At 69.5% G+C, this 22642-nt stretch carries 21 protein-coding genes; 11 read left to right on the forward strand and 10 right to left on the reverse strand.

Features of this window, described 5'->3' with window-relative positions; all coding sequences use genetic code 11:
• Positions 1-880: sigma-70 family RNA polymerase sigma factor (locus ACSMFO_RS39240; RefSeq protein WP_436462424.1), on the reverse strand; the 880-nt coding region annotated here is incomplete at its 3' end.
• Positions 881-1137: 257 nt separating this feature from the next.
• Between ACSMFO_RS39240 and ACSMFO_RS39245 the strand changes: the two genes are divergently transcribed.
• The 5 genes from ACSMFO_RS39245 (at position 1138) to purE (ending at position 6333) form a co-directional block, all read left to right on the forward strand.
• On the forward strand, positions 1138-2010 hold the full coding sequence (locus tag ACSMFO_RS39245; RefSeq protein WP_436462425.1) for a GGDEF domain-containing protein: 873 nt from the start codon (positions 1138-1140) through the stop codon (positions 2008-2010).
• An 82-nt stretch (positions 2011-2092) separates the two neighbouring features.
• Complete coding sequence (locus ACSMFO_RS39250) at positions 2093-3445, forward strand: glycosyltransferase 87 family protein (protein ID WP_436462426.1); 1353 nt, start codon at positions 2093-2095, stop codon at positions 3443-3445.
• Positions 3420-4625: a glycosyltransferase 87 family protein gene (locus ACSMFO_RS39255; RefSeq protein WP_436462427.1), complete on the forward strand. Its 1206-nt coding sequence runs from the start codon at positions 3420-3422 to the stop codon at positions 4623-4625. Before ACSMFO_RS39250 ends, ACSMFO_RS39255 begins: the two co-directional genes overlap by 26 nt.
• A gap of 13 nt (positions 4626-4638) precedes the next feature.
• Positions 4639-5823 carry a 5-(carboxyamino)imidazole ribonucleotide synthase gene (locus tag ACSMFO_RS39260; RefSeq protein ID WP_436462428.1) on the forward strand — a complete coding sequence of 395 codons (1185 nt, stop codon included), beginning with the start codon at positions 4639-4641 and terminating at the stop codon, positions 5821-5823.
• A gap of 12 nt (positions 5824-5835) precedes the next feature.
• On the forward strand, positions 5836-6333 hold the full coding sequence (purE, locus tag ACSMFO_RS39265) for a 5-(carboxyamino)imidazole ribonucleotide mutase (protein WP_038519216.1): 498 nt from the start codon (positions 5836-5838) through the stop codon (positions 6331-6333).
• A gap of 73 nt (positions 6334-6406) precedes the next feature.
• Here purE and ACSMFO_RS39270 read toward each other — a convergent pair whose 3' ends face one another.
• A complete protein-coding gene (locus ACSMFO_RS39270) occupies positions 6407-8056 on the reverse strand; it encodes a class I adenylate-forming enzyme family protein (protein ID WP_436462429.1) in 1650 nt (549 codons plus the stop codon).
• A 105-nt stretch (positions 8057-8161) separates the two neighbouring features.
• Between ACSMFO_RS39270 and ACSMFO_RS39275 the strand changes: the two genes are divergently transcribed.
• Positions 8162-9334 carry an acyl-CoA dehydrogenase family protein gene (locus ACSMFO_RS39275; protein ID WP_174492065.1) on the forward strand — a complete coding sequence of 391 codons (1173 nt, stop codon included), beginning with the start codon at positions 8162-8164 and terminating at the stop codon, positions 9332-9334.
• Between the two features lie 74 nt (positions 9335-9408).
• Here ACSMFO_RS39275 and ACSMFO_RS39280 read toward each other — a convergent pair whose 3' ends face one another.
• On the reverse strand, positions 9409-9675 hold the full coding sequence (locus ACSMFO_RS39280; RefSeq protein ID WP_436462430.1) for a DUF3027 domain-containing protein: 267 nt from the start codon (positions 9673-9675) through the stop codon (positions 9409-9411).
• A 106-nt stretch (positions 9676-9781) separates the two neighbouring features.
• On the opposite strand from ACSMFO_RS39280, the gene ACSMFO_RS39285 reads away from it, so the two are divergent.
• The gene (locus ACSMFO_RS39285) at positions 9782-10210 is read left to right on the forward strand and encodes a hypothetical protein (RefSeq protein WP_037332246.1); all 429 of its coding nucleotides are present in this window, start codon (positions 9782-9784) and stop codon (positions 10208-10210) included.
• On the opposite strand, the gene ACSMFO_RS39290 is transcribed toward ACSMFO_RS39285, so the two are convergent.
• Positions 10158-10610, reverse strand: coding sequence for a hypothetical protein (locus ACSMFO_RS39290; protein ID WP_436462431.1), 453 nt, complete (start codon positions 10608-10610; stop codon positions 10158-10160). The two genes, ACSMFO_RS39285 and ACSMFO_RS39290, sit on opposite strands and share 53 nt — an antisense overlap.
• 135 nt (positions 10611-10745) lie before the next feature.
• Here ACSMFO_RS39290 and ACSMFO_RS39295 point away from each other — a divergent pair, with 135 nt between their 5' ends.
• Positions 10746-11171 carry a DoxX family protein gene (locus ACSMFO_RS39295; protein ID WP_016331387.1) on the forward strand — a complete coding sequence of 142 codons (426 nt, stop codon included), beginning with the start codon at positions 10746-10748 and terminating at the stop codon, positions 11169-11171.
• Positions 11172-11234: 63 nt separating this feature from the next.
• Here ACSMFO_RS39295 and ACSMFO_RS39300 read toward each other — a convergent pair whose 3' ends face one another.
• The 3 genes from ACSMFO_RS39300 to ACSMFO_RS39310 all read right to left on the reverse strand — a co-directional run bounded on the left by ACSMFO_RS39300 (position 11235) and on the right by ACSMFO_RS39310 (position 14893).
• A complete protein-coding gene (locus ACSMFO_RS39300; RefSeq protein ID WP_436462432.1) occupies positions 11235-11942 on the reverse strand; it encodes a TIGR03089 family protein in 708 nt (235 codons plus the stop codon).
• Positions 11943-11952: 10 nt separating this feature from the next.
• The gene (locus tag ACSMFO_RS39305) at positions 11953-13272 is read right to left on the reverse strand and encodes an LCP family protein (RefSeq protein ID WP_436462433.1); all 1320 of its coding nucleotides are present in this window, start codon (positions 13270-13272) and stop codon (positions 11953-11955) included.
• A gap of 88 nt (positions 13273-13360) precedes the next feature.
• Positions 13361-14893 carry an LCP family protein gene (locus tag ACSMFO_RS39310; protein WP_038519202.1) on the reverse strand — a complete coding sequence of 511 codons (1533 nt, stop codon included), beginning with the start codon at positions 14891-14893 and terminating at the stop codon, positions 13361-13363.
• 151 nt (positions 14894-15044) lie between these two features.
• Between ACSMFO_RS39310 and rfbB the strand changes: the two genes are divergently transcribed.
• Positions 15045-16028 carry a dTDP-glucose 4,6-dehydratase gene (gene rfbB / locus ACSMFO_RS39315; protein ID WP_436462434.1) on the forward strand — a complete coding sequence of 328 codons (984 nt, stop codon included), beginning with the start codon at positions 15045-15047 and terminating at the stop codon, positions 16026-16028.
• Positions 16029-16032: 4 nt separating this feature from the next.
• Complete coding sequence (gene rfbD / locus ACSMFO_RS39320; RefSeq protein WP_436462435.1) at positions 16033-16905, forward strand: dTDP-4-dehydrorhamnose reductase; 873 nt, start codon at positions 16033-16035, stop codon at positions 16903-16905.
• Between the two features lie 59 nt (positions 16906-16964).
• On the opposite strand, the gene ACSMFO_RS39325 is transcribed toward rfbD, so the two are convergent.
• From ACSMFO_RS39325 to ACSMFO_RS39335, 3 genes are read right to left on the reverse strand one after another with little or no spacing between them, the layout of a single operon-like run.
• Positions 16965-18053, reverse strand: a complete 1089-nt coding sequence (locus tag ACSMFO_RS39325) for a glycosyltransferase family 4 protein (RefSeq protein ID WP_038519197.1) — start codon at positions 18051-18053, stop codon at positions 16965-16967.
• Positions 18046-20559, reverse strand: coding sequence for a glycosyltransferase (locus tag ACSMFO_RS39330; RefSeq protein ID WP_436462436.1), 2514 nt, complete (start codon positions 20557-20559; stop codon positions 18046-18048). Before ACSMFO_RS39330 ends, ACSMFO_RS39325 begins: the two co-directional genes overlap by 8 nt.
• A 32-nt stretch (positions 20560-20591) precedes the next feature.
• Entirely contained in the window at positions 20592-21503 is a 912-nt protein-coding gene (locus tag ACSMFO_RS39335) for a glycosyltransferase (protein ID WP_436462437.1), read from the reverse strand.
• A gap of 19 nt (positions 21504-21522) precedes the next feature.
• On the opposite strand from ACSMFO_RS39335, the gene ACSMFO_RS39340 reads away from it, so the two are divergent.
• Positions 21523-22578 carry a glycosyltransferase family 4 protein gene (locus tag ACSMFO_RS39340; protein WP_436462441.1) on the forward strand — a complete coding sequence of 352 codons (1056 nt, stop codon included), beginning with the start codon at positions 21523-21525 and terminating at the stop codon, positions 22576-22578.
• The last annotated feature ends 64 nt before the right edge of the window (positions 22579-22642 follow it).

Here is a 22642-nt window from a genome sequence, read left to right on the forward strand (position 1 = left end):
CGGCGGCGCCGCCCGAAGTCGAACCCGCGGCGGCGGCCGTCGCGGCCGCGGTGACCGCGCCCGCCTTGCCCGCGCCGGTCGTCGCCAGGTACCCGAGAGCCGCGCCACCGAGCACGATCGGCGCGATGATCCCGCGCAGCCCGGTGTTGACGTCGGCCAGTTCCGCCGCCAGCGCGCGGCATTTCTCGCATTCGTCCAGGTGGTTCTCCACCTGGGCACGTTCGCGTTTGGACAGCCCGTCGCGGGTCCACGCACCGAGCTTGTCCGCGCTCGCGCGGCAGCGTTCGGCGGAGTTCTCGGCCAGGTGGACCTGCAGATACGCCTGCCGCAGGCCTTCACGCGCCCGGTAGGCGAGCGCGGAGACACCGTTCGCGGTCAACCCCAGCAGCGGCGCGACCTCGGCGGGCGTCTGCCCTTCGATCTCGGTGTGCCACAGCACCGCCTGCCACCGCTCGGGCAGCCGGGCGAACGCCTTCGCGGCGAGCGTGCGCTCGAGCCCGGCGACGGCCGTGTCGGAGAAGGGGACGGTCAGCGCTTCGCCGACGGCACCGCCGACGTCGGACATGTCCTCGTTCAGGTCGACGCGCTTGTCCTTGCGCGTCTTGTCGTAGGCGGTGTGCCGGAGCGCGGTCAGCAGGTACGCGCGGAACGCGGCGTCGGGGCCTTTGCCGCCGCGCAGCGTGTCCAGCACCTTCGCGAAGGCTTCCGAAACGAGGTCGTCGGCTTCGGAACTCGAGCGGGCGAGCTGGCGGGCGAGGTTGTGCGCCGCGCCGGCGTGACGCTCGTAAAGGGTTCCGTAAGACGCGATCTTCCCGTCACGCACCTCGGCGATCAGCTCGGCGTCACTCTTACCGGAGAGATCGGCGGGAACGGTGGACACGGGGCTCCTTCATCTGCGGGTTAGGCGGGTCTACTCTTCCTAACGCCCGAACACGCTCAGTGTGACGGAACGGGCGACGCACGTCACCTCGCGGTCCCTTCGATGACCCGGAGGGCGCAACGCCATCACCCAGGATGGGTTACCGAAGAGTTCGGAAAGATCCTTGAAAAACGCCGTCACGCGCGGCGTCGACGGGCGTCCCCACCGTGAAGCGATCGCAAGATCGAAAAGATCGGAACGGAAAGGGGCGGTGGGCAGTGGACGTACCGGCCACCGGTGCGCCGTCCGGGGGATCCGACGGGCAAGCCGCCTGGAACCGGTTCGAACGAGATCGCACGCTCCGCGCACTGCGGGCCCGCTGGCGGACGGCCAGCCTGGCCGCGGGCTGGCGTTTCCCCAGCGACTGGGGCCTGCCCGAGGTCGATGCCGTCTGCGCGGCGGTGATCAAGAACGGCCGGGTCGCTCCCGCGGAAGTGGCCGAGACCGCCCTCGCGGGGCTGGGCCGGGCACGGGCAGCCGCGGGCGCGGGACTGGCCGAGACGCTCGCGGACCTCGCGGCGTTGCACGCCGTGCTCGCCGACCCGGACGCGGTGGACGGTTTCCTCGCTCCGGATGTCGACTCCACGCCCTCCCGGCTACTTCGGGTGACGGCGCTGGCGTGGGCGGACGTCGCGACCGACCAGCTGGTGAACACCGAGGTCACCGAACCCCTCACCGGTCTGCCCGCCGCCGCTTACCTGAGGACCCGGCTGAGTGAGCTGTACCGCCAGGCCCGCCGCGACGAGCGGCCGGTCGCGGAGGCGCACACGCTGCTCGTGGTCTCGATGGACTTCAGTTCGGTCGCGGGCTGGCCGCGGCTGACCGGGATGATCCTGGTCGCGGACGCGTTGAAGCAGGTGTTCGACGGCGGGGAGAGCGTCGCCTCGATCGGGCCGTCGGTCGCGGGCGCCCTCGTGCCGAAGGACGTGAGGCTCGCCTCGTCCGGCGTCGCGCTGCGAAGGGCGCTCAACGAGCGGCTTTCGGTGGACGCGCAGTTGCGCGACACCGGCCGTCCGCAGATTTCGGCGGTCCGGCTCCCGGCGACCTACGACCTGGCGTGCGATCTGCTCGGCTCTCTCGCGCGCTCCTGACGCTGGGTTAGCGTAAGAGGTTCTCCAGGTCACGGGCGACCCTGTCGACCAGGCACAACCCGGTTCATGATTTCCTGTTTGCGTGACCCGGACTGTTGACGCCGACGCCAACGGCGACGTTTCGGCGAGCCGACCGCAGCATCGTCTGTCGCTGCGGAAGTCGCTCGCCCGCTTGTCCGTCCGGCCGAGGTCGATCCTGATCCTGTCGGTGATCCCGCTGGTCGCGATCGGTTTCGGCATCTGGGGATGGCAGCACGAATGGGTGCTGGGCGTGGACAGCGCGGTCTACCGCGCCGGTGCCGAGACCTTGCTCAACGGTGACCCGCTGTACGACGCGAACACCCTGCCGGTGGAGCCGTGGTGGGCGCTGTTGCCGTTCACCTACCCGCCGACGGCCGCGCTGCTGTTCATCCCGCTCGCGATGGTCCCGACGCAGGTCGCCTGGGGGCTCCTGACCGCGGTTTCGCTGCTCGCGCTGGCGCTGTGCGTCCGGATCGCCATCGGCGCGCTGCCGAAGCCCTCGACCGACGGTCCCCGCTGGTGGGCCTCGCCCGCCCGGTCGACGATCGCGTTCTTCCTGGTCTTCCTCGGCCTCGAACCGGTGTGGCGCACGATCTTCCTCGGCCAGATCAACATCATCCTGATGGCGCTGGTGATGCTCGACATCCTGGTCATCGGGGCGCGGGGCAGCCGCTGGGGCGGCGTGCTCGTCGGCGTCGCGGCCGCGGTGAAGCTCACCCCGATCGTGTTCCTGGGACATCTGTTCATCACCGGCCGCCGGATGGACGCCGTCCGCGGGCTCATCACGTTCGTCGTGATGCAGGGCCTGATGTTCCTGATCATCCCGCACGACGCGGCCCGCTACTGGACCTACACGCTGCCCGACACCGGCCGCATCGGCCCGGTGCACTGGGCGGGCAACCAGTCGCTGAACGCGCTGATGAACCGCTTCACCGAACTCGCGCCCTGGGCGTCGAAGGCGGCGATGGGGATCGGCGCGCTGCTCGCGATCCCGGCGATCTGGCTGGTGCTGCGCTTCCACCGCAAGGGCCAGGCGCTCGCGGCGATGCTGGTGACGGCGTTCTGGATCCTGCTGATCTCGCCGATCTCCTGGACCCATCACTGGGTGTGGGTGGCGCCGCTGGTCGTCCTGCTGGTCTCGCGTCTGCCGAAGACCACGCCCGCCACCGCGTGGAAACGCTGGCTCGGCACCTTCGCGGTGTTCTTCGTCTTCATCAGCTGTGTGTTGCTGATCCTGCCGAACGGTCGCAACGTCGAGCTGCACTGGAAGGTGTGGGAGAACATCCTCGGCAGCGCGTACATCCTCATGCCGCTGGTGCTGGCGGCCGCGCTCGCCGGACGCTGGTGGTACCTGCGGCGGAAGCAGGGCACGGGGGACACCGGAAAGCATGCTGAAGTCACGTCCGGCGGCTGAGGCCCGGCTCGTCGGGATCACGCTGGCGGGTGTGCTCGCGCTGGCGATGCTCACGCTGGGCGTCGTCGCGTGGCTCGGCGAATGGCATCTCGGCGCGGACAGCGCCGTCTACCGCGCCGGTGCTCTGACACTGCTGAAGGGCGAACCGCTCTACACTCGCGAGGCGCTGACGACACTGCCGCCGTGGGTGCTGCTGCCGTTCACCTACACCCCGGCCGCGGCGCCGCTGTTCCTGCCGCTCGCGATCGTGCCCGCCGGACTGACCTGGGGCGTCGTCGGCGCCCTGTCGCTGGTCTGCCTCAGCGTCGTGATCTCCGTGGGCGCCCGCGCCTGCGGCGCCCCGCTCACCCGATGGTGGGTGCTGCCGCTGGCCACGGCGGGCGCGCTGGCGCTGGAGCCGGTCTGGAAGACGATCTTCCTCGGGCAGATCAACCTCATCCTGATGGCGTTGATCGTCGTCGACGTCCTGGTGCTTTCGGCGCGCGGCTCGCGCTGGGCCGGGGTGCTGATCGGGATCTCGGCCGCGATCAAGCTGACGCCGCTGATCTTCGTGCCGCATCTGCTCTTCACCGGACGCTGGAAGGACGCGCTGCGGGCGCTCGGCACGTTCGTGGCGCTCGAAGCCGTGATGTTCGCGGTGATCCCCGGTGACGCCGTCCGGTTCTGGACCGAGTCGGCGACGGATCCCAGCCGGGTCGGCTCCGTGCACTGGATCTTCAACCAGTCACTCAACGGCCTGGTGAACCGCGCTTCGGAACTCGCGTCGTGGTCACTGGCGGTGGCCATCGCCGTCGCCGCCGTCCTGGCCGTTCCCGCCGTCTGGCTGGTCGTGCGCCTGCACCGCCGCGGCGACCCGGTCGGCGCGCTGCTGGTGACCGCGTTCTACGGCCTGCTGCTCTCGCCGGTGTCGTGGTCACACCATTGGGTGTGGACGGTGCCGCTGCTCGTCCTGCTCGTCGTCCGCCGGGCGTGGGTTCCGGCCGCGGGCGTCGCGGCGCTGTTCGCGAGCGGCGTGATCATGTTCGTGCCCAACGGCGGGGACACCGAGTTCGGCTGGGGGCTGGGGTGGTCGCTGCTCGGCAACGTCTACGTCCTCACCGCTGCGATCGCCATCACAGGCCTCGCCGTGCGGGAGCTGCGACGCGGGTCCGCCCAGGTCGCGGCGGTGGCGGCCAAGTAATCTGCACGACGTTATGGACAAACGAACCGGTCTTCCGATCGTGGGCATGGTGGGCGGCGGACAGCTGGCCAGGATGACCCACCAGGCGGCGATCTCCCTCGGCCAGTCCCTGCGCGTGCTGGCCGCCGGGGAGAACGAATCCGCCGGCCTCGTCGCGGGCGAGGTCGTGCACGGCCACCACACCGATCTCGAAGCGCTGCGCTCGTTCGCCGCAGGGGTCGACGTGCTGACCTTCGACCACGAGCACGTTCCCGGCGAGCACCTGCTGACGCTCGCGATGGAAGGCGTCACCATCCGGCCGGATCCGGCCGCGTTGTCGATGGCGCAGAACAAGCTCGTCATGCGCGAGATGATGGCCGGGCTCGAGATCCCCGGCCCCGCCTTCGCCGAAGTGTCCTCTGTGGACGATGTGCTCACCTTCGGCGACAAGCACTCGTGGCCGGTGGTGCTCAAGGCGGCGCAGGGCGGCTACGACGGCCGCGGCGTCTGGATGCTCGACACCGCGCAGCACGCCCGCGAGACCGTCCCCGAACTGCTCGACGCCGGAACCCCCTTGCTGGTCGAGGAAAAGGTCGTCATGCGGCGCGAACTGTCCGCGCTCGTGGCCCGGTCCCCGTTCGGGCAGGGCGCGGCGTGGCCGGTGGTGGAGACCGTGCAGTCCGGCGGGATCAACACCGAGGTGCTCGCCCCCGCCCCGGGGCTGAGCCTCGAACGCACGCAGGAGGCGCAGGACCTGGCGCTGCGGATCGCCGCGACGCTGAACGTGACCGGCCTGCTCGCCGTCGAGCTGTTCGAGACCGACGAAGGCCTGCTGGTCAACGAACTCGCGATGCGCCCGCACAACTCGGGCCACTGGACCCAGGACGGTTCGAAGACCTCGCAGTTCGAGCAGCACCTGCGGGCGGTGCTCGACTACCCGCTCGGGGTGACCGACCTGATCGCCCCCGCCTGCGTGATGGCGAACGTCCTCGGCGCGCCCGACGCACCGGAAATGGGCCCGGACGAGCGGCTGCACCATCTGTTCGCGCGGTACCCGGACATCCGCGTTCACTTGTACGGCAAGGGAGAACGCCCCGGCCGCAAACTCGGCCACGTCAACCTCGTCGGCGAACGCATGGAGGAGCTGCGCGACCGCGCGCTGCTCGCCGCGCACTGGCTTTCCCACGCCGTCTGGCTCGACGGCTACGAGATCCACTAGGAGTAACTGAGTATGTCGCCGCAGGTTGGCCTGATCATGGGCAGCGATTCGGACTGGCCGACGATGGAAGCGGCCGGGCAGGCGCTGGCCGAGTTCGGCATCGAATACGAAGTCGGCGTCTACTCGGCGCACCGCACTCCGCAGCGGATGCTCGACTACGCGACTTCGGCCGCTTCGCGCGGTGTGCGCGTGATCATCGCGGGCGCCGGCGGTGCCGCACACCTGCCGGGCATGGTCGCTTCGGCGACCGTGCTGCCGGTGATCGGGGTGCCGGTGCCGCTGAAGTACCTCGACGGCATGGACTCGCTGCTCTCGATCGTGCAGATGCCCGCCGGTGTCCCGGTCGCGACGGTCTCCGTCGGCGGGGCGCGCAACGCGGGTCTGCTCGCGGTGCGCATCCTCGCCGCGTCCGATGAGGAGCTTCAGGCGAAAATGGCGCGATTCCAGGCGGATCTGGAGCAGTTGGTGCTCGACAAGGACTCCGCGCTGCGGAAACGCGTCGAAGGCTGACCCCGCATTTCGTCCTCTGAATGCGGTGGTTCGATGGCGAACTATCGCATTCAGAGGACGAAACGCGTGGGGTTCAGTCGGCGAGCTGCTTCCGCAGTTCCCGTTTGAGCACTTTCCCGGCCGCCGAGACCGGGATCTGGTCGACGAAGTGGATCGCCCGCAGTCGTTTGTACGGCAGGACGCGTGCGCCGACGGCTTCCAGGAGTTGTTCGGCCGTGACGTTCTCGTCGCTGCGCACCACGAACGCGACCGGTAGTTCGCCGACCTCGGTGTCCGGTTTGCCGACGACGGCCGCCGCCGAGACGCCGGGCAGGGTGATCAGCAGCTCTTCGAGTTCGCGCGGGAAGACGTTGTATCCCTTGTACAGCAGCATGTCCTTCTTGCGATCCACAATGGACAGATAGCCGTCCTCGTCGAGGATGCCGATGTCACCGGTGTGCAGCCAGCCGTCGACGAGCGCGGCCGAGGTCTCCTCGGGGCGGTCGCGATAGCCGATCATCACCTGCGGGCCGCGCAGGCAGACCTCGCCGCTTTCCCCGGCGGGCAAAGGATCTTCGCCGCCTTCGGCCGGGACGATCTTGATCTCGGTGTCGGGGAGCGGCAGGCCGACCGAGCCCACCTTCCGGACCGCGGAGCGGTAGGCCGGTGCGATGACGGCTCCCATGGTGACCTCAGTGAGGCCGTAACCCTCGATGACGAGCACGCCGGGGAAGCGTTTCTGCAGGGCACGGATCATCTCGTGGTTCATCGGCGCCGCGCCGGAGCCGATGGTCAGTACCGAAGACAGGTCGGCCGTGTGAAACTCGGGGCAGGCGAGCAACGCGGCGAACAGCGCGGGCGCGCCGCCGATCGTGGTGACCCGCAGCAGTTCGGCGTCGGCCACGTACGCGGCCGGGTCGAAGCGGTCGTGCAGGACGATGGTGCCGCCGTCGAGCAGCGGGACGTTGAGCGCGGCGATGGTGCCCATAGCGTGGAACCACGGCGTCAGGTTGAGGGCGATCCCGGTGCCGATCCGCGACGGCCATTCGTCCGGGCCGCCGAGCTGCTCGACGATCACTTCTCCCGAATCGTCGACGGCGGGGACCGCGCCCAGCCGCCAGCAGGAGCTCTGCAGGCTGTTGACCACGACGTTCCGATGCGGCAGGCGGACACCCTTCGAGCGTCCGGTGGTGCCGCCGGTGTACGCCAGATGGGCGAGATCGCGGTAGATGTCGATCTCGACGTCCGGCCGCTCGTCGGAGTGACCGGAATGGAACTCCGTGAACTCGACCTCGCCCTGCCCAAGTGCCTCCGGCGGGTGAACGACGACGGTCAGCCGGACCGACGTCCGATCGCGCACCGAAGCGAGCACGCGCGCGAACGGGCCGACGGTGACGGCGGCGACCGCCCCGGCATCGGCCAGTTGGACGGCGAGGTCCTCGGGCGGGAGCAGGGGGTTCGCCGGGCTGAAAGTCGCCCCGGCGAGCAGCGTTCCGTAGTAGGCGACCGGGTACGCCAGGCAGTTCGGCAGGTGGAGCGCGACGACGTCGCCCCGGCCGACGCCCTCGGCACGCAGGGCGTTCGCGAACCGGCAGGCCGCGCTGTACGTCTCGGCGAAGGTGAGGCTCTGGTCTCCGTGGGCGAAGGCCGTGCGGGAGCCCCAGCGAGCGGCGGCGCCGGCGAGCACCGAGCCGACCGGGACCTCGGGATAATCGAGCGACCGGGGGAACGGGGTGAGCTCCATCACTCGAACGTACGGACTTTGCGGTCAAAGACACAAGCGCTCGCGATGTCGCACCATGTGAACGAGCGCTAACATCGGTCAAACTCCCAAACGCGGTTAGAAGAGGTGACGAAGGTGTCTGACGGCCCGGGTCTGTACCAGCTTGCCGAAGAGCACGAGGAGCTGCGGGCCGCGGTGCGTGCCCTCGCGGAGAAGGAGATCGAGCCGTACGCGGCCGAGGTCGACGAGAACGAGCGCTACCCGATCGAGGCGTACAACGCGCTGGTCAAGTCGGGTTTCAACGCCGTGCACATCGACGAGGCCTACGACGGCCAGGGCGCGGACGCCATCGCCGCCTGCATCGTCATCGAAGAGGTCGCGCGGGTCGACGCGTCGGCGTCGCTCATCCCGGCGGTCAACAAGCTGGGCACGGTGCCGATCATCCTTTCGGCGTCGGAAGACCTCAAGAAGCTCGTGCTGCCTTCCATCGCCTCCGGTGAGGCTTCGGCGTCCTACGCGCTTTCGGAGCGCGAAGCCGGCTCGGACACCGCCTCGATGCGCACCCGCGCGAAGCTCGACGGCGACCACTGGGTGCTGAACGGCACCAAGTGCTGGATCACCAACGCGGGTGAATCGTCCTGGTACACCGTGATGGCGGTGACCGACCCCGAGGCCGAGAAGAAGGCCAACGGCATCTCCGCGTTCGTCGTGCACAAGGACGACCCCGGCTTCACCGTCGGCTCGAAGGAGCGGAAGCTCGGCATCAAGGGCTCGCCGACCCGCGAGATCCACTTCGAGAACGCCACCATCCCGGCCGACCGCATCATCGGCGAGCCCGGCACCGGCCTGAAGACCGCGCTGCGCACCCTCGACCACACCCGCCCGACCATCGGCGCGCAGGCGCTGGGCATCGCGCAGGGCGCGCTCGACGCTTCCATCGCGTACGTCAAGGAGCGCAAGCAGTTCGGCAAGTCGATCTCGGAGTTCCAGGGCGTCCAGTTCATGCTGGCCGACATGGGCATCAAGATCGAGGCCGCGCGGAACCTCGTCTACGCCTCGGCCGCGGCGACCGAGCGTGGCGACAAGCGCGGCGGCTACATGGCCGCGGCCGCGAAGGCGTACGCGTCGGACATCGCGATGCAGGTGACCACCGACGCGGTGCAGCTCTTCGGTGGCGCGGGCTACACGCGCGACTTCCCGGTGGAGCGCATGATGCGCGACGCGAAGATCACGCAGATCTACGAAGGCACCAACCAGATCCAGCGCATGGTCATGGCGCGCGCCCTGCTCAAGGGCTGAGCCCCTCGAAGTACGTGAAGGCCCCCTTCCTTGCGCTAGACGCAAGGAAGGGGGCCTTCATGTCCTTGGGAGCGTCAGCCGAATGAGCCGTCGCCGCGTGCCGTAAAAGCGGTGCAACCGTCATGTTCGAAGCGGACCACTCCGTCGAAGAACGAACGCGCATTGGTGCAGGCGCCGTAGTCGTCGCCGAGTCGGCCGTGCAGGGCGACCCAGAAGACGCATCCGCCGCATTGCTCGTCGAGGTGAGATGGCCCTCGATTGAATCGTTCGCGCCAGCGCGCGTGGCAGGCGCGGTTGAACTTTTCGTCGTCGCCCGACCAGGGCTGGTTCGTGGCGGGCACGGTGTGAGGTTAGAGGCACTCGTTCGCGCGGGCGATCGGTTTGACCCTCGGTGAGATGCTTCACGGAAGTACGGCGATCATGGGCCGCCGGTGTCACTCTCGAAGGATGTTCTGGTTCGCTCCGGTGTCGTGGACACCGCACGACGAGGCCGAGCTGATCGCCGGCTGGCGGTTGTGGCTCGAACTCGGGGATCGCACGTGGCCGTCGGCCGCCTGGGACGGGACGGCGGCCGACGTCGTCAGGCCGCTGCGGGAGCTGGTCGCGGCCTGCGACGAGATCGAGACGGGGTACCGCGGCGCCGTCGACGAGCCGTCCGAGGAGTTCATCCGGATCATCCAGTTCCTCGTGTGGACCGTCAGCACGGTCATCGAGCTGTGGGCCGACGACGAGGTCCCGCTCGACGCCGAGCGGATAGCGTTGCTGCACGCCGATCTGGCCGGGTTCGCCGAGCAGGCGGAGCGGGTGCTCGAGTTGCTGGCCGTCAGTGGCGGCTGGACGGGTCTGGCCGCGGAGCATCGGCGGACGGGTCGCTGAGCGATTCCGGTTTCTCGACCCAGGCGAACCGTGATCCCGCCAGGTGCTCGTCCAACGCGCGGTCCAGCGAGAGCAGGGTCACCGGATTGCCGAACGGATCCTCGCCGGGCGCGATTTCGTAGCCGAGCCGGATGACGGACTCTTCTTTCTCGTCGGACTCGACTTCGTGACGGGTGACACCGTCTTCGATCGACCACGTGCCGCCGAGAGTGCGATGGAACTTCAAGACCAGTTCGCCGGGCGCCGACCAAATGAAACGGGACACCGCGAATTCGGTGCTCCAGCTCGACCAATAGAGCCATCCGGAGCCGTCGTCCCGGAAAGCCAGGTCGACGGACTCGACGCTGCCCGGATGCACCATCTCGTCCGACCAGAGGCCGGCCAGCCGTTCGTCCGTCACGAAGGGGGATTCTGCCGTATGGGAGTTCCTGTCGGGTACCTGTCGATCACGCTCCGGAGGTGCCGTCGGAGGCGCTCGGTGCCCTACCGTGATCCGGGTAAGTTGAATATTCACCGACCAGAAAGCTGATACCCGATGTTCGCTCGTTTCAAGGATGTCGCCCTCCTGCTGGGCCGGATCGGTGTCGGTGTGGTCTTCCTCGCACACGGCCTGCAGAAGTGGGAAAACGGGATCGACGGAACCGCGAAGTTCTTCGAGCAGACCGGAATCCCGCTCCCGACGCTCGCGGCGATCTTCGCGATCGCGGTGGAGATCGTGGGAGCCATCTTGTTCATCGTCGGTTTCCTGACGCCGTTGGTGGGCCTCGGCTTCGTCGTGGTCTCCGTCGGCGCCCTGCTCTCGGTGCACCTCGACAACGGCCTCACCGGTCAGGGCGGTTACGAACTCGTCCTGGTCCTGGCGGTCGCCGGGCTCGCGCTCGGTTTCAACCCCGGCAAACTGTCGCTCGACCACGCGCTCTTCGGACGCAAGCGTGAGGCGAAGCAGCTCCAGGACGCCTGACCTCAACGCTAGGAACGGTCCTTTCCTCGCAAAATTTGCAAGGAAAGGACCGTTCCTGGCACTTCAGGAGGGAAGATCCGCGGTAGTCCGCTCCGCTTCGCGCCGAGAAGCGAGTTTGGCCGGATCCGCGTCGGTGACCTGGACCAGATGGGCACCGGCCGCCAGCGGCGTCAGGAAGCCCGCCAGGATCCCTTCCGCGCCAGCCCATTCCACAGTGGACAGAACGCGATCGTCGGCGGACAGTCCCAGCCTGGAAGCGCGAGAGCGCGCCTCGGTGAGCACTTCGTCCACAGTGGACGAGCCCAGTGCGGGAGTGTCGCCGGGCACGGGGAACAGCGGGCTGAACTGGTCACCCGAAAGCCGGGCTTCGGTCAGGTAGTCCATCGCCCCGTCGGGTACGGAGCCGGCGGGCAGCCCGAGACCCATGGGGTGCAGCGAGACGACGGCGGTCGCGGCCGCGTCGGAAGCGCCGCCCGGCGCGACGAACGCCACCCGGGCGCCCGCGGTCTCCGTCACCACCCTGGCGCCGCACCACCACGCGCCCAGCAGCACACCGGCGGTCTGCCAATGCGACGGCAGCACCACGGCGACCTCGTCGCCCGGTTCGACGTCGAACTCGTCGACCAGCCAGTTCGCCGTCTTGGCGGCCCAGTTCACCGTGGTCGCCACGGACAGTTCGACCCGGCTGCCCTGCTTGTCGTCGTAGTGCGTGATCAGCGGTTTCGCGGGCGACCCGAGCACGGGCCGCAGCAGCAGTTCGGTGAGGCTCACGCCCCCAACGCTAGTTCACGCAGGGAACGCTCGACGCGGCGAGCAGCGGAGCCGCCCCGAGTGCCCCACCGCCACCACCCCGGCCCACCAGTCCGGAGACGAACGACCGCACGGCGGCGGGGTCGATCTCGACGATGCTCTGGCCGTCGGCGCTGCGGCCGTTGATGTTCACCACCGGGATCGTCGTGAACGTCAGATCGCCCGACGCGATCCCCTTCGCCTGCTGCGCGAACTCCAGCAAGTCCAGCCCTTCGTCGAGGACGATCGACCGGCGCACGACGTCCATCAGGCCCGCCATCGTCGACGGGCTGGTCAGCGTCCCCGCCGAGAGCACCTGGTTCAGCGCCGACGACAGGAACGTCTGCTGCCGCACGATGCGGTCGAGGTCGCCACGCGGCAGGTTCTTGCGCTGCCGGACGAACGAAAGCGCCTCCCCGCCCGACACGGTCTGCTCGCCGCGCCGGAAGTTCGCGCCGGAGTCCTTGTCCTCGGTCGAGTGGTTCAGGCAGACCTTGACGCCGCCCAACGCCTCGGTCAGCAGATAGAACCCGAGCAGATTGACCTCCGCGTAGTGGTCGATCCGGATCTGCGTCAGGTCCTGAACGGTCTGGACCAGTGCCTTGCGGCCTTCCTGATCGGAATCGCGTTCGAGTTTCGCCTGATCGGATTCACCGCGATGCGCGTTGGTGTAGTTGGCCTTCGCGACGCCGTAAGCCGAATTGATCTTGTTCGGACCGCGGCCGGGGATGTCGGTCCAGGTGTCCCGCGGGATCGAGACGCCGGACGGTTTCCCGCCGTTCTTCGGGATCCGCAGGATGATGATGGTGTCGGTGTTGACGCCCGGCTTCTCCTCGGTGCGCAGTTCCTTGAGCACCCGTAGCGGCAGCGGATTGCCCTGCGCGTCGGTGCGCGCGTCGCTGCCGACCAGGAGGATGTCGGTCGCGCCGTCGTCGGCGGGCGGGGCGGCGGGATCGTCGGGCTTGCTCAGGGCGTTCGTCGTGGGGACGTTGTTCTGCAGCTGGTCCTTGGTGACGTACGCGTAGCCCGTCGTGCCGAGGGCGAGCAAGGACACGAGGCCGACCGCGATCCGGCGGGTGATCCGGCCGGCGCGGCGCAGCGGGCGTTCGGGAACGACGAGCGTGCCCGAGACGGCTTCGTCCTCGGCCGGCGTGGAGGGCTGGGGGAGCGGCGGATTCCGCGGGTGCGGCGTCGGGACGAACTGGGGCTCTCCGTCACTCTCGGTGTCCGATTTGGTGCCCTCTTCGGGCTTCGGCTCCTCGTCGTCCAACTGCTCAGAACGCGCGTTGACGCTCTTTTCCTCGTCGCTCATCCCTGATCACCTCCCCTGGCGTTGTCGCTGGTCCGATCGTAAGAGAAGGCTATGCCACCGTGAGGTCGGCCACGCTGAGTACCCGGGATTAATTGACGCAGGGCACATTGCCCGCGACAATCGGCGTCGTGCTGGGCGCCGCCGGAGCGCTGGAGGGCGGTTGAGCGGGCTTCGAGGGGATCGAAGTCTTCGACGGGGCCGTGGTCGCGTTCGCGCCCTTGAAGTCCTTGCCGAGCAGCACCCGCACCTTGCCAGGAGCGACGTCACGGTCCGCCTCGGCCTGCACCGCGGTGCCGAAGACCTGCTTGATCAGGGCCAGCGCGTCGTCGTCGCCCGGCGCGTACCGGATGACCGTCGAGTTGCGGGTGCTGAGCTTGGTGTCGGCAGCGAGTTTGAAACCCTTGCCCTGCAACAGGTTCCGGGTCTCGGTGGCCACCGTGGGCGAACCGGATCCGTCGAAGAGTTCGACGGTCACCGCTTCCGCGCCCGGCAGGGTGGCCGGGGTCTCCGTCGGTGCCGTCTCGCCGTCGGCGGTCAGGCGGGTGACCTCGGCCTGCACCTGAGCCGGGTCCACCCGGAGCACGGCGGCGCCGCCGATATTCGCGTCGCCCTGGGTCGGGATGGTGTGGAACTCGACGTTCCCGCTGGTCAGCCCGCGCATCTGGGCGGCGAACTCGGGTAGGTCCCAGCCTGCCGACAGCACGACCGACTTCTTCACCGCGTCGATCAGGTCGGAGATCTTCGCCGGGTTCATCAGGACGTCGGAGGAGAGCACCTTGTTCGCCAGCCCCGACAGGAAGGCCTGCTGCCGCGCGATCCGGTCGAGGTCGCCGTTCTGCAGGTCGTAGCGCTGACGGACGAACGCGAGCGCCTGCACGCCTTCGACGGTGGACTTGCCCGCGGGCAGGTCCACGCCGGACTTCTTCTCCTTGACCGCGTTGTTGAGGCAGACCTCGACGCCGCCGATCGCCTTGGTGATCTCGTAGAAGCTCGACAGGTTCACCTCGGCGTACCGGTCGATCATCTTCGGCTTGCCGATGAACTTCTCCAGCGTCGCGATCAGGTTCTTGCGGCCGGCGTCCTTGGCCTTGGCGTCGACGTCCTTGAGATCGGAGTTGCCCTGCTGCTGCAGCGTCTTCGACGTGTCGTTGTAGGCGTACACGTACGCGCTGTTGAGCTTGTGCTTGCCGAAGCCGCCGGTGATCTCGACCCACGAGTCACGGGGGAAGGAGATCGCGACCGCCTTCTTACCGTTCTGGGGGATGTGCACCAGGATCATCGTGTCGGTCTGGCGCTCGCCGTCCGAAACACCGGCGTGCAGCATGTCGAGGACCTCGCGCGGCAGCGGGTTGCCCTGCGCGTCGGTGCGGCTGTCCTGGCCGACGAGCAGGATGTCGATCGCGCCGTCCAGCGGTTTCGCCGGTGGATGGCCGTTGTCCTCGAAGATGTTCGTGGTCGCGAAGCCCTGCGACGGGTCACCGATGAACTGCCAGCCCCACCAGGTCAGCGCCAGGATCGTGATCGAGACCAGGCTGAACACGACCTTCACGCCGCGGCGGGCGAACACCACGACGCCGCCGCCACGGCGCGCCGGAATGGGTGGCCCGGGCCACTCGGTCACGTGCGGTCCTCCACGAATCTCCCCAGGGCACACGCGTGCCTTGCCCGTAACTCTACTGATCCCCGTGTTAGACGTCCGTAGGCTGGTGAAAGGTTGCCCCGGTCGTGACACACTCGGCCGGTCGGTGAAGTCGTAGAGGGAGGATCGCGGGATGCGAGTGCTGGTCACCGGGGGTGCCGGGTTCATCGGTTCGCATTACGTCCGGCAGGTGCTGACGGGCGCGTACCCGAGCTTGGCCGACGCCGAGCTGATCGTGCTCGACAAGCTGACCTACGCGGGCAACGAGGCGAACCTGGAGCCGGTGCGCAAGAACCCGCGCTACCGGTTCGAAAAGGGCGACATCTGTGACGGCGCCCTGGTCAGCGAGCTCATGCGGGGCGTCGACCTGGTCGTGCACTTCGCCGCCGAGTCCCATGTGGACCGTTCGATCGCCGGCGCGGCCGACTTCGTGCTGACCAACGTGCTGGGCACGCAGACCCTGTTGCAGGCCGCGCTCGAGGCCGAGGTCGGGAAGTTCGTCCACGTGTCCACCGACGAGGTCTACGGTTCGATCGACGAGGGTTCCTGGGCCGAAGACCACGCGCTGGAGCCGAATTCGCCGTACTCGGCGTCGAAGGCGTCCTCGGATCTGTTGGCCCGTTCGTTCTTCCGCACGCACGGGTTGCCCGTCTGTGTCACGAGGTGCTCGAACAACTACGGTCCGTACCAATTCCCGGAGAAGGTCATCCCGCTCTTCGTGACCAATCTGCTCGACGGCAAGAAGGTGCCGCTCTACGGCGACGGGCTCAACGTGCGTGACTGGCTGCACGTGGACGATCACTGCCGCGGCATCCAGCTCGTCGCCGACGGTGGCGGGCCGGGCGAGGTCTACAACATCGGCGGTGGCACGGAACTCACCAACCGCGAGCTGACCGAGCGGCTGCTGACCGCCGTCGGCGCGGACTGGGAGAGCGTCGAGCCGGTCGAGGACCGCAAGGGGCACGACCGCCGGTACTCGGTCGACATCACGAAGATCTCGACCGAGCTCGGTTACGCGCCGCGTCAGTCCTTTGAGGACGGTCTGGCCGACACGGTCGCCTGGTACAGCGGAAACCGGTCGTGGTGGGAGCCGCTGAAGAAGCGTGCGGGGGCGTGAGCGGGTGCTGAGCATTCTCGTGCCGGGCGGATCCGGGCAGCTCGGGCAGGACCTCGCGGCGCTGGCCCCGGAGGCCGCGACCCCGTCGTCTTCGGAGCTGAACGTGCGCGACACCGGCCAGGTCGTCGCCGCGGTGACCGAACTGGCGGACCGTGCGCGGGCGACGGGGACGTCGCCGGTGGTGATCAACGCGGCGGCCTACACCGCGGTGGACGCGGCGGAAACCGACGAGGAGCGGGCGTTCGCGGTGAACGCCGACGGCCCGCGGGTGCTCGCCGCCGCGTGCTCGTCGCGCGGGGTGCCGCTCATCCATGTGTCCACGGACTACGTGTTCGCCGGTGACGCGACTTCGCCGTACGAGCCCGGCGACCTGCTGGGCCCGCTGAACGCCTACGGCCGGACGAAGGCGGCCGGCGAGGACGCGCTGCTCGGGTCCGGAGCGCGATCCTGGATCGTGCGAACGTCCTGGGTGTACGGCAAAACCGGGGCGAACTTCGTGAAGACCATGGCGCGCCTGGAAAAGGAGCGCGAAGAACTGTCCGTAGTGGACGATCAGGCCGGTTCGCCGACCTGGTCGCGAGACCTCGCCGCCGGGCTGCTGGAGCTGGCCGGTCGGATCGCCGCGGGTGAAGGGCCTTCGCAGCGGGTGCTGCACTGCACGGGTGGCGGGTCGACGACGTGGTGCGGGTTCGCGAAGGCGATCTTCGCGGAACTCGGCGCGGATCCGGCTCGGGTGAAGCCGTGTACGACGGCGGAATTCCCGCGCCCGGCGGCGCGTCCGGCGTATGGGGTGCTGTCGAACGCTTCGTGGCGCGAGGCGGGTCTCACGCCGCTTCGGGACTGGTCCGATGCCCTGAAGGCCTACTTCGCTTCCTGACCCCGCCCCGCGTTTCGTCCTCTGAATGCGATCGCATTCAGAGGACGAAATGCGGGAGGTCAGTGCTTCGTGCTCGCCTGGCGGTACGCGGCGACGGTGAGTTCGGCGCACGCGCGCCAGGTGAAGTTCGCGACGTGGGCGCGGCGCGCGGCCGAGGTGGCGACGGCGTGCGGGTCGCTGACGGCCATCCGCAGCGCCTCCACGAGCCCGTCGACGTCCTCGTAGGGCACCAGGCTCGCGCAGTTCCCCGCGACCTCGCGCAGCGCAGGGATGTCCGTGCACACCACGGGAACGTCCGACGCCAGCGCTTCCAGCACCGGAAGACCGAAGCCTTCGTCGCGTGACGGCAGCACCAGCGCACTCGCCCCGGCGACGACCCGCCGGAGGTTCACGTCCGACAGGTATCCGACGTGCCGCGAGCGTGAGCCCACCGAGAACGAACCGGGGCCGACGAACACCAGATCCGGCAGATCCGGCGCGGCCTCGTGGGCCTGCTGGAGCCAGTGCAGGCCCTTCCGGGGCCCGGGGGCGCCGGCGAAGAGCAGGTATTTGTCCGGGAGATCGAGTTCCTTGCGGCGCTCGGGATCCGGCGGGCGCGCGGTGAACCACGCCGGGTTCACGCCGAGCGGCGTGACGATGATCTTGCCGCGGTCCACGTCGAGCCGTTCGGCGACCTGATCGGCGACGGCGTTGGTGGGCGTGCAGATCGCGTCGGCGAGCCGGGCGCCGCGCCGGACCAGCCGCGGCAGCTCGTGATCGCTCGGCGCGAGCTCCTCGGGAGCGTCCAAAAAGGCCAGATCGTGGATGGTCACCACACCCGCCGCGCGGAACCGGCCGGGCAGCACGAAGTTGGTGCCGTGCACGACGTCCGTCGGCCCGGCGAACAGCTCGACCGGCGGCAGTTGCGAACGCAGCCACGCCTTCCGCAGCAGCCGTGCGGCCACCGGCATCCCGCGGGCCCGGACGCCGTGCGGGAGCACGTGCCGCAGCCGTCGCCAGCCGCGCAAGGTGAACGCGACCGCACGAGTGTCCACTTCGGACATGGAGGCGAGCTCTTCGGACAGGGCGACCGTGTACCGGCCGATACCCGTCCTGGCACCGAGCAGCGGGGTCCCGTCGAGCAGAACGCGCAAGGGGCGGTCAGCCACGGCCGAGCCTCTGCTTGGCGACCTTGACCACCCGGCCGCCGACGCGCCGCACGAGTTCCTTCGGTCCGCCGTCGGCGAGATACTCGCGGACCAGGTCGACGTCGCGGCGCAGCATTTCCTTGCCCCGCACCGGTACGCTGACCACGAGGTCCTCCGAACCGGGCAGCCGGTCCGCGGCGGGCCGCGGGTTCCGGCAGAACTCCACCAGCGGTTTCAGCGCCTCGGGCCAGGCGTAGCGCTGGGCGACGGCGGCCATCCGCTCGACACAGCCGGCGGCGAACTCCTCGTCGTACAACGCCTTTTCCAGCGCGTCGGCCAGCGCGTCCACGTCCTCGGCCGGGACGACGACGCCGAGCTTCTCCTCGCGGACCAGGTCGGCGAACGAGTCCCCGTCGGTGGTGACGATCGGCAGCCCGGCCCACAGGTAGTCCAGCACCCGCGTGCGGAACGCGAACGTCGTCTCGACGTGCTCGTAATGCGTGGTGACACCGCAGTTCGCGTCGAGCAGCCAGTTCTGGCGCTCCTCGTACGGCACCCACTGCTGGTTGAAGAACACGTGCTTGCCGGTGAGCCCGAGCGTGTCCGAGAGCAGCATCGTGCGTGCGCCGATGTCCATCTCGGTGACCTCGGGGTTGGGATGTTTCATCCCGAGGAACACCAGCCGGACGTCGCCGCGGCGCTGCCGCAGCCGTTCGATCGCCCGGACCAGGGTCAACGGGTCGAACCAGCTGTAGACCCCGCCCGCCCACAACACGACGTGATCGGTCTCGCCGATGCCGTCCAAAGTGGACCGAAGGCCGGGTCCGGTGCGGACCGGTGCCTGCGGGGACAGGCCGAACGGGACGATCGACAGCAGCGACTGGGTGGTCGGGTCGGCGTCGTACAGCCGCGGCGAGAGCCTGCCCATCGCGGCGAGGTGGCCCAGCCAGAAGTGGCGCTGACGCTCCGACGCGCACAGGAAGAAGTCGCCGCGCTCCAACTGCGCGTCGAGGACCTTGGTGACCCCGATGAGGTCCAGTGCCCGTTTGTCGTCGGGTACGCCCTTGCCCTGTTCGAGCAGCTCCAGATGCATCGGGTCGTACAGGTCCGCGACGACGATCTTGTGCGCGTACTGCTCCTTGAGGGACGGCGCGAGCTCCAGCACGTGCCCCTGCAGGACGATGATGTCGGCCCACGCGATCGGCGTCTCCAGATCGCGCCTGGTCGCCGCGCTGACCCGGAACGCCGCGGGCGGCGGGTCGGCGAGGGGGTTGATCGTCACCAGGTGGACGTCGTGCTCCGTGGCCAGGGTCGCGGCCATGTTCCACGCGCGGATCGCCGGGCCCGCCATCCGTTCGGTGATCGAGTCACCGGTGATCACCAGTACCTTGCGGCGCTGCCCGAAGAGCGCGTCGATGCCGAACGTCTCGACCAGCACGTCGTGCGCGGCGAGATAGCGCGGCAGCGGGTACGCGGGCTCCAAGGCCTTGCGCAGCAACGGAAGCAGATCGGCATCGGTGCGGACGCGGGCTGCCTGCTCGGCGGCACGGGACTCGGTGAGCGACGGCAGTAGTTCGACGAACTGGTCGATCGCCAGTACTCCGGCCAACGTCGTCCTCGGCACCTCGACCGGGCCGGTTTCGGCCGGGCCGACACCCTGGGCGAGATCGAACCGGGTGGCGTCGAGGTCCCCGCGCGCGGTCGCCCGGCGGACGGCCAGCGCCAGCGCGGCGGGGAGCGCGCGCGAGAGGGTCTCGTCGGAGAGGTTCTTGTACAGCGCCGCCAAGGCGTTGCGCTCCAGCAAGAACGTTTCACGCCCGGAGTCCGGAGCGTCCACTGTGGACATCGTGGCGTGGTGCTTGTGGTAGGTCAGCGACTCGGGCACGTAGCGCACGCGCCAGCCGCGCAGGTTCAGCCGCCAGCCGAGGTCGACGTCCTCGTAGAACATGAAGAACCGCTCGTCGAACCCGCCGAGTTCGGCGAACACCCCGGCACGGACGAACATCGCCGAACCGGTCGCGAACAGGACGTCCTTGGCGATCTCGTGTTCGGCGGCGGGGACGTCGGCCAGCGGGCTGCCGGCGTGGCGTTTGTAGCCCATGCCGAACCAGGTCAGGCCCGCGTCGACGAAGTCGGTGCCGGTGCCGTCCCAGTCGAGGACCTTGCTGGCCACCGCGGCGACCGTCGGCTGTGCGCGCAGCTCGGCGACGGCCGCGCCGACCCAGCCGGGGGCCGGGCGGGCGTCGTTGTTGAGGAAGGCGAGGACGGTGCCGGTGGCGTGCCGCGCGCCGAGGTTGCAGCCGCCCGCGAAACCGGAGTTCACCGGCGATTCGACGAGCTTGACGCCCGGTGCGGCGGCCTTGATCTCGGCGACGTCGCTGCCGCCGGAGGCGTTGTCGACGCAGATGACCTCGAGGTTCGGGTAATCGTGTTCAGCGAGTGCGCGCAGGCAGGTGACGGTGTCGGCGGCCCCCCGGTAGTTCACGACGATCACCGAGACGACCGGTTGCGTTTCCCCCTGCGCCAAAGCCGTACTCCCTGCTCTCGATTGGGGCAAGCTTAATTGCCCGCCCACGCCTCCCAGACCGCGCCTCGGCCCAGTGTCGCCCGTCGCCCTACAGCCCGCCGCTCGACCAGCGTGCGCGGCAGGCGCGCGGCGACGGCGCCCAGGACGCGGCACCGGAGACTCAGACGGAAGTTCGGTGCCATCGGTTTCCCCCGGAGGGGCAGTACCAGGGTGAGTACGGCGAACTTCACCAGCTGGCGGATCGCCACCGCGCGCGGAGCGCAGCGCAGGAGGGTCAGGAGGCGGTTGCGTTCATTCCACAGGTGGAACCGGACCGAACCCGGCAGAGTGCTCGCGCCATGCTCATGGGTGACGTCGGCTTCGGCGCTGACGACGTCCCAGCCCGCCAGCCGCAGCCGCCACGCGGTGTCGGTGTCCTCGTAGTAGCAGAAATAGGAGGCGGGGACGCCGCCGACGGAACGGAGCGCCTCGACGTCGAGGACGGCCGCGCCCCCGCAGAAGCCGAAGACCTCTTCGACGGGTTCCGGCAGGTCGGCGCCGTGACCGTCGGCCGTCAGGCGGACGCCGGTGGACTGGACGGTCCCGTCGGGGAGCGTCAGCCGGGCGCTCACGGCGGCGGCGAGCGGCGCCTTCGCGAGCGTGTCTTCGCAGGTCGCGAGCCATTCCGGGGTCGGCGCGGCGTCGTCGTTGAGCCAGGCCATCAGCGGAGTGTCCACTTTGTCCAGTGCGGCGGCCATGGCGCCCGCGTAGCCGGTGTTGCGCCGCAGCCGGAGCACTTCGGGCTTCGACGGATGGGCGGCGACCAGGGCGGCCGTTCCGTCGTCGGAGGCGTTGTCGACGACCAGGGTCCGGTGCGCGCGGGTCTGCGCGGCGAGGGCGTCGAGGCAGGCGGTGATGTGCGCGGCGCCGCGCCAGGTGACCACGACGACGGTGGTGCTGGTCATGGTGGAGAGAATAGTGACCATGCCCGAACTGGTCGTGCTCGCCGAGCAGCTGCTGGCGCCGGTCCCCGGCGGGACCGGCCGCTACACCGGTGAGCTGCTGCGCGCGCTCGCCGAGACGGCACCGCCGGGCTGGACGGTGTCGAGCGTCGTCGCGCGGCACGCCGACATCGAAGCCGCGGTCGTCGAGGGGGTCGAGGGGCCGCGCGTGCTGCCGATCCCGCCCCGGGGGCTGATCGCCGCTTGGCAGCTCGGCCTGCCGTGGTGGCCGGGCGGCGACGCGGTCCACGCACCGACGCCGCTCGCGCCCGCCAGGGTGCCGAGGGGGCGGACGCTGTCGGTCGCGGTGCACGACACGGTGCCGTGGACGCATCCTGAGACGCTGACCCCGCGCGGCGTCGCGTGGCACAAGGCGGTGATCGCGCGGGCCGCGTCGCGGGCGACCGCGCTGACCGTGCCCACGCAAGCGATTGCGGACGCGCTCGCCCGGCTCGTCCCGGTCTCGGTACCGGTGCGCGTGATCCCGCACGGGGTGCGGCCGCCCGCCGGGTTCGCCGAGGTCGCGCTGCCGGAGAAGTACGTGCTCGCGATCGGGACGATCGAGCCGCGCAAGGGCATCGACGTGCTGATCGACGCCGCCGGCCGGATCGGGGTGCCGCTGGTGCTGGCCGGTCAGCCGGGGTGGGGCGGCATCGACCCGGCGGCGCTGGCGCGCGAGCACGGCGCCGACGTCCGGGTGCTGGGGAAGGTGAGCGACGCGGAACTGGCGTTCGCGCTGCGGGGCGCGTCGGTGCTGGCGATGCCGAGCCGGGCGGAGGGGTTCGGGCTGCCGCTGATCGAGGCGATGGCCGCCGGGGTGCCGGTGGTGCATTCGGACGCTCCCGCCCTGGTCGAGGTGGCCGGGGGAGCGGGCGTCACCGTCCCCGTCGGCGACGCGCAAGCGCTTGCGGATTCCCTTCGCGACGTCCTCGACCAGCCGGAGCGTGCGGCGGCCCTGCGTGACAGTGGTCTCAGTCGTTCGAGTGAGTTCACCTGGCAACGAGCCGCTTCCGCGGTCTGGGGGCTTCACCTGCGCTAGCAGTTTGTCGGTTCCCCACCGCGGGCCTGGTGCACGGCCGTACCCTCCTAGGGTGACCGATGAC

The organism is Amycolatopsis sp. w19, assembly GCF_051373225.1.
Classification (GTDB): Bacteria; Actinomycetota; Actinomycetes; order Mycobacteriales; family Pseudonocardiaceae; genus Amycolatopsis; species Amycolatopsis japonica.

Coding starts and splice junctions, on each gene's coding strand:
- ACSMFO_RS39255 (WP_436462427.1), top strand. CDS start 3,420: ATGCTGAAGTCACGTCCGGCGGCTGAGGCCCGGCTCGTCGGGATCACG.
- ACSMFO_RS39270 (WP_436462429.1), bottom strand. CDS start 8,056: ATGGAGCTCACCCCGTTCCCCCGGTCGCTCGATTATCCCGAGGTCCCG.
- ACSMFO_RS39260 (WP_436462428.1), top strand. CDS start 4,639: ATGGACAAACGAACCGGTCTTCCGATCGTGGGCATGGTGGGCGGCGGA.
- ACSMFO_RS39340 (WP_436462441.1), top strand. CDS start 21,523: ATGCCCGAACTGGTCGTGCTCGCCGAGCAGCTGCTGGCGCCGGTCCCC.
- ACSMFO_RS39285 (WP_037332246.1), top strand. CDS start 9,782: ATGTTCTGGTTCGCTCCGGTGTCGTGGACACCGCACGACGAGGCCGAG.
- ACSMFO_RS39295 (WP_016331387.1), top strand. CDS start 10,746: ATGTTCGCTCGTTTCAAGGATGTCGCCCTCCTGCTGGGCCGGATCGGT.
- purE (WP_038519216.1), top strand. CDS start 5,836: ATGTCGCCGCAGGTTGGCCTGATCATGGGCAGCGATTCGGACTGGCCG.
- rfbB (WP_436462434.1), top strand. CDS start 15,045: ATGCGAGTGCTGGTCACCGGGGGTGCCGGGTTCATCGGTTCGCATTAC.
- ACSMFO_RS39335 (WP_436462437.1), bottom strand. CDS start 21,503: ATGACCAGCACCACCGTCGTCGTGGTCACCTGGCGCGGCGCCGCGCAC.
- ACSMFO_RS39305 (WP_436462433.1), bottom strand. CDS start 13,272: ATGAGCGACGAGGAAAAGAGCGTCAACGCGCGTTCTGAGCAGTTGGAC.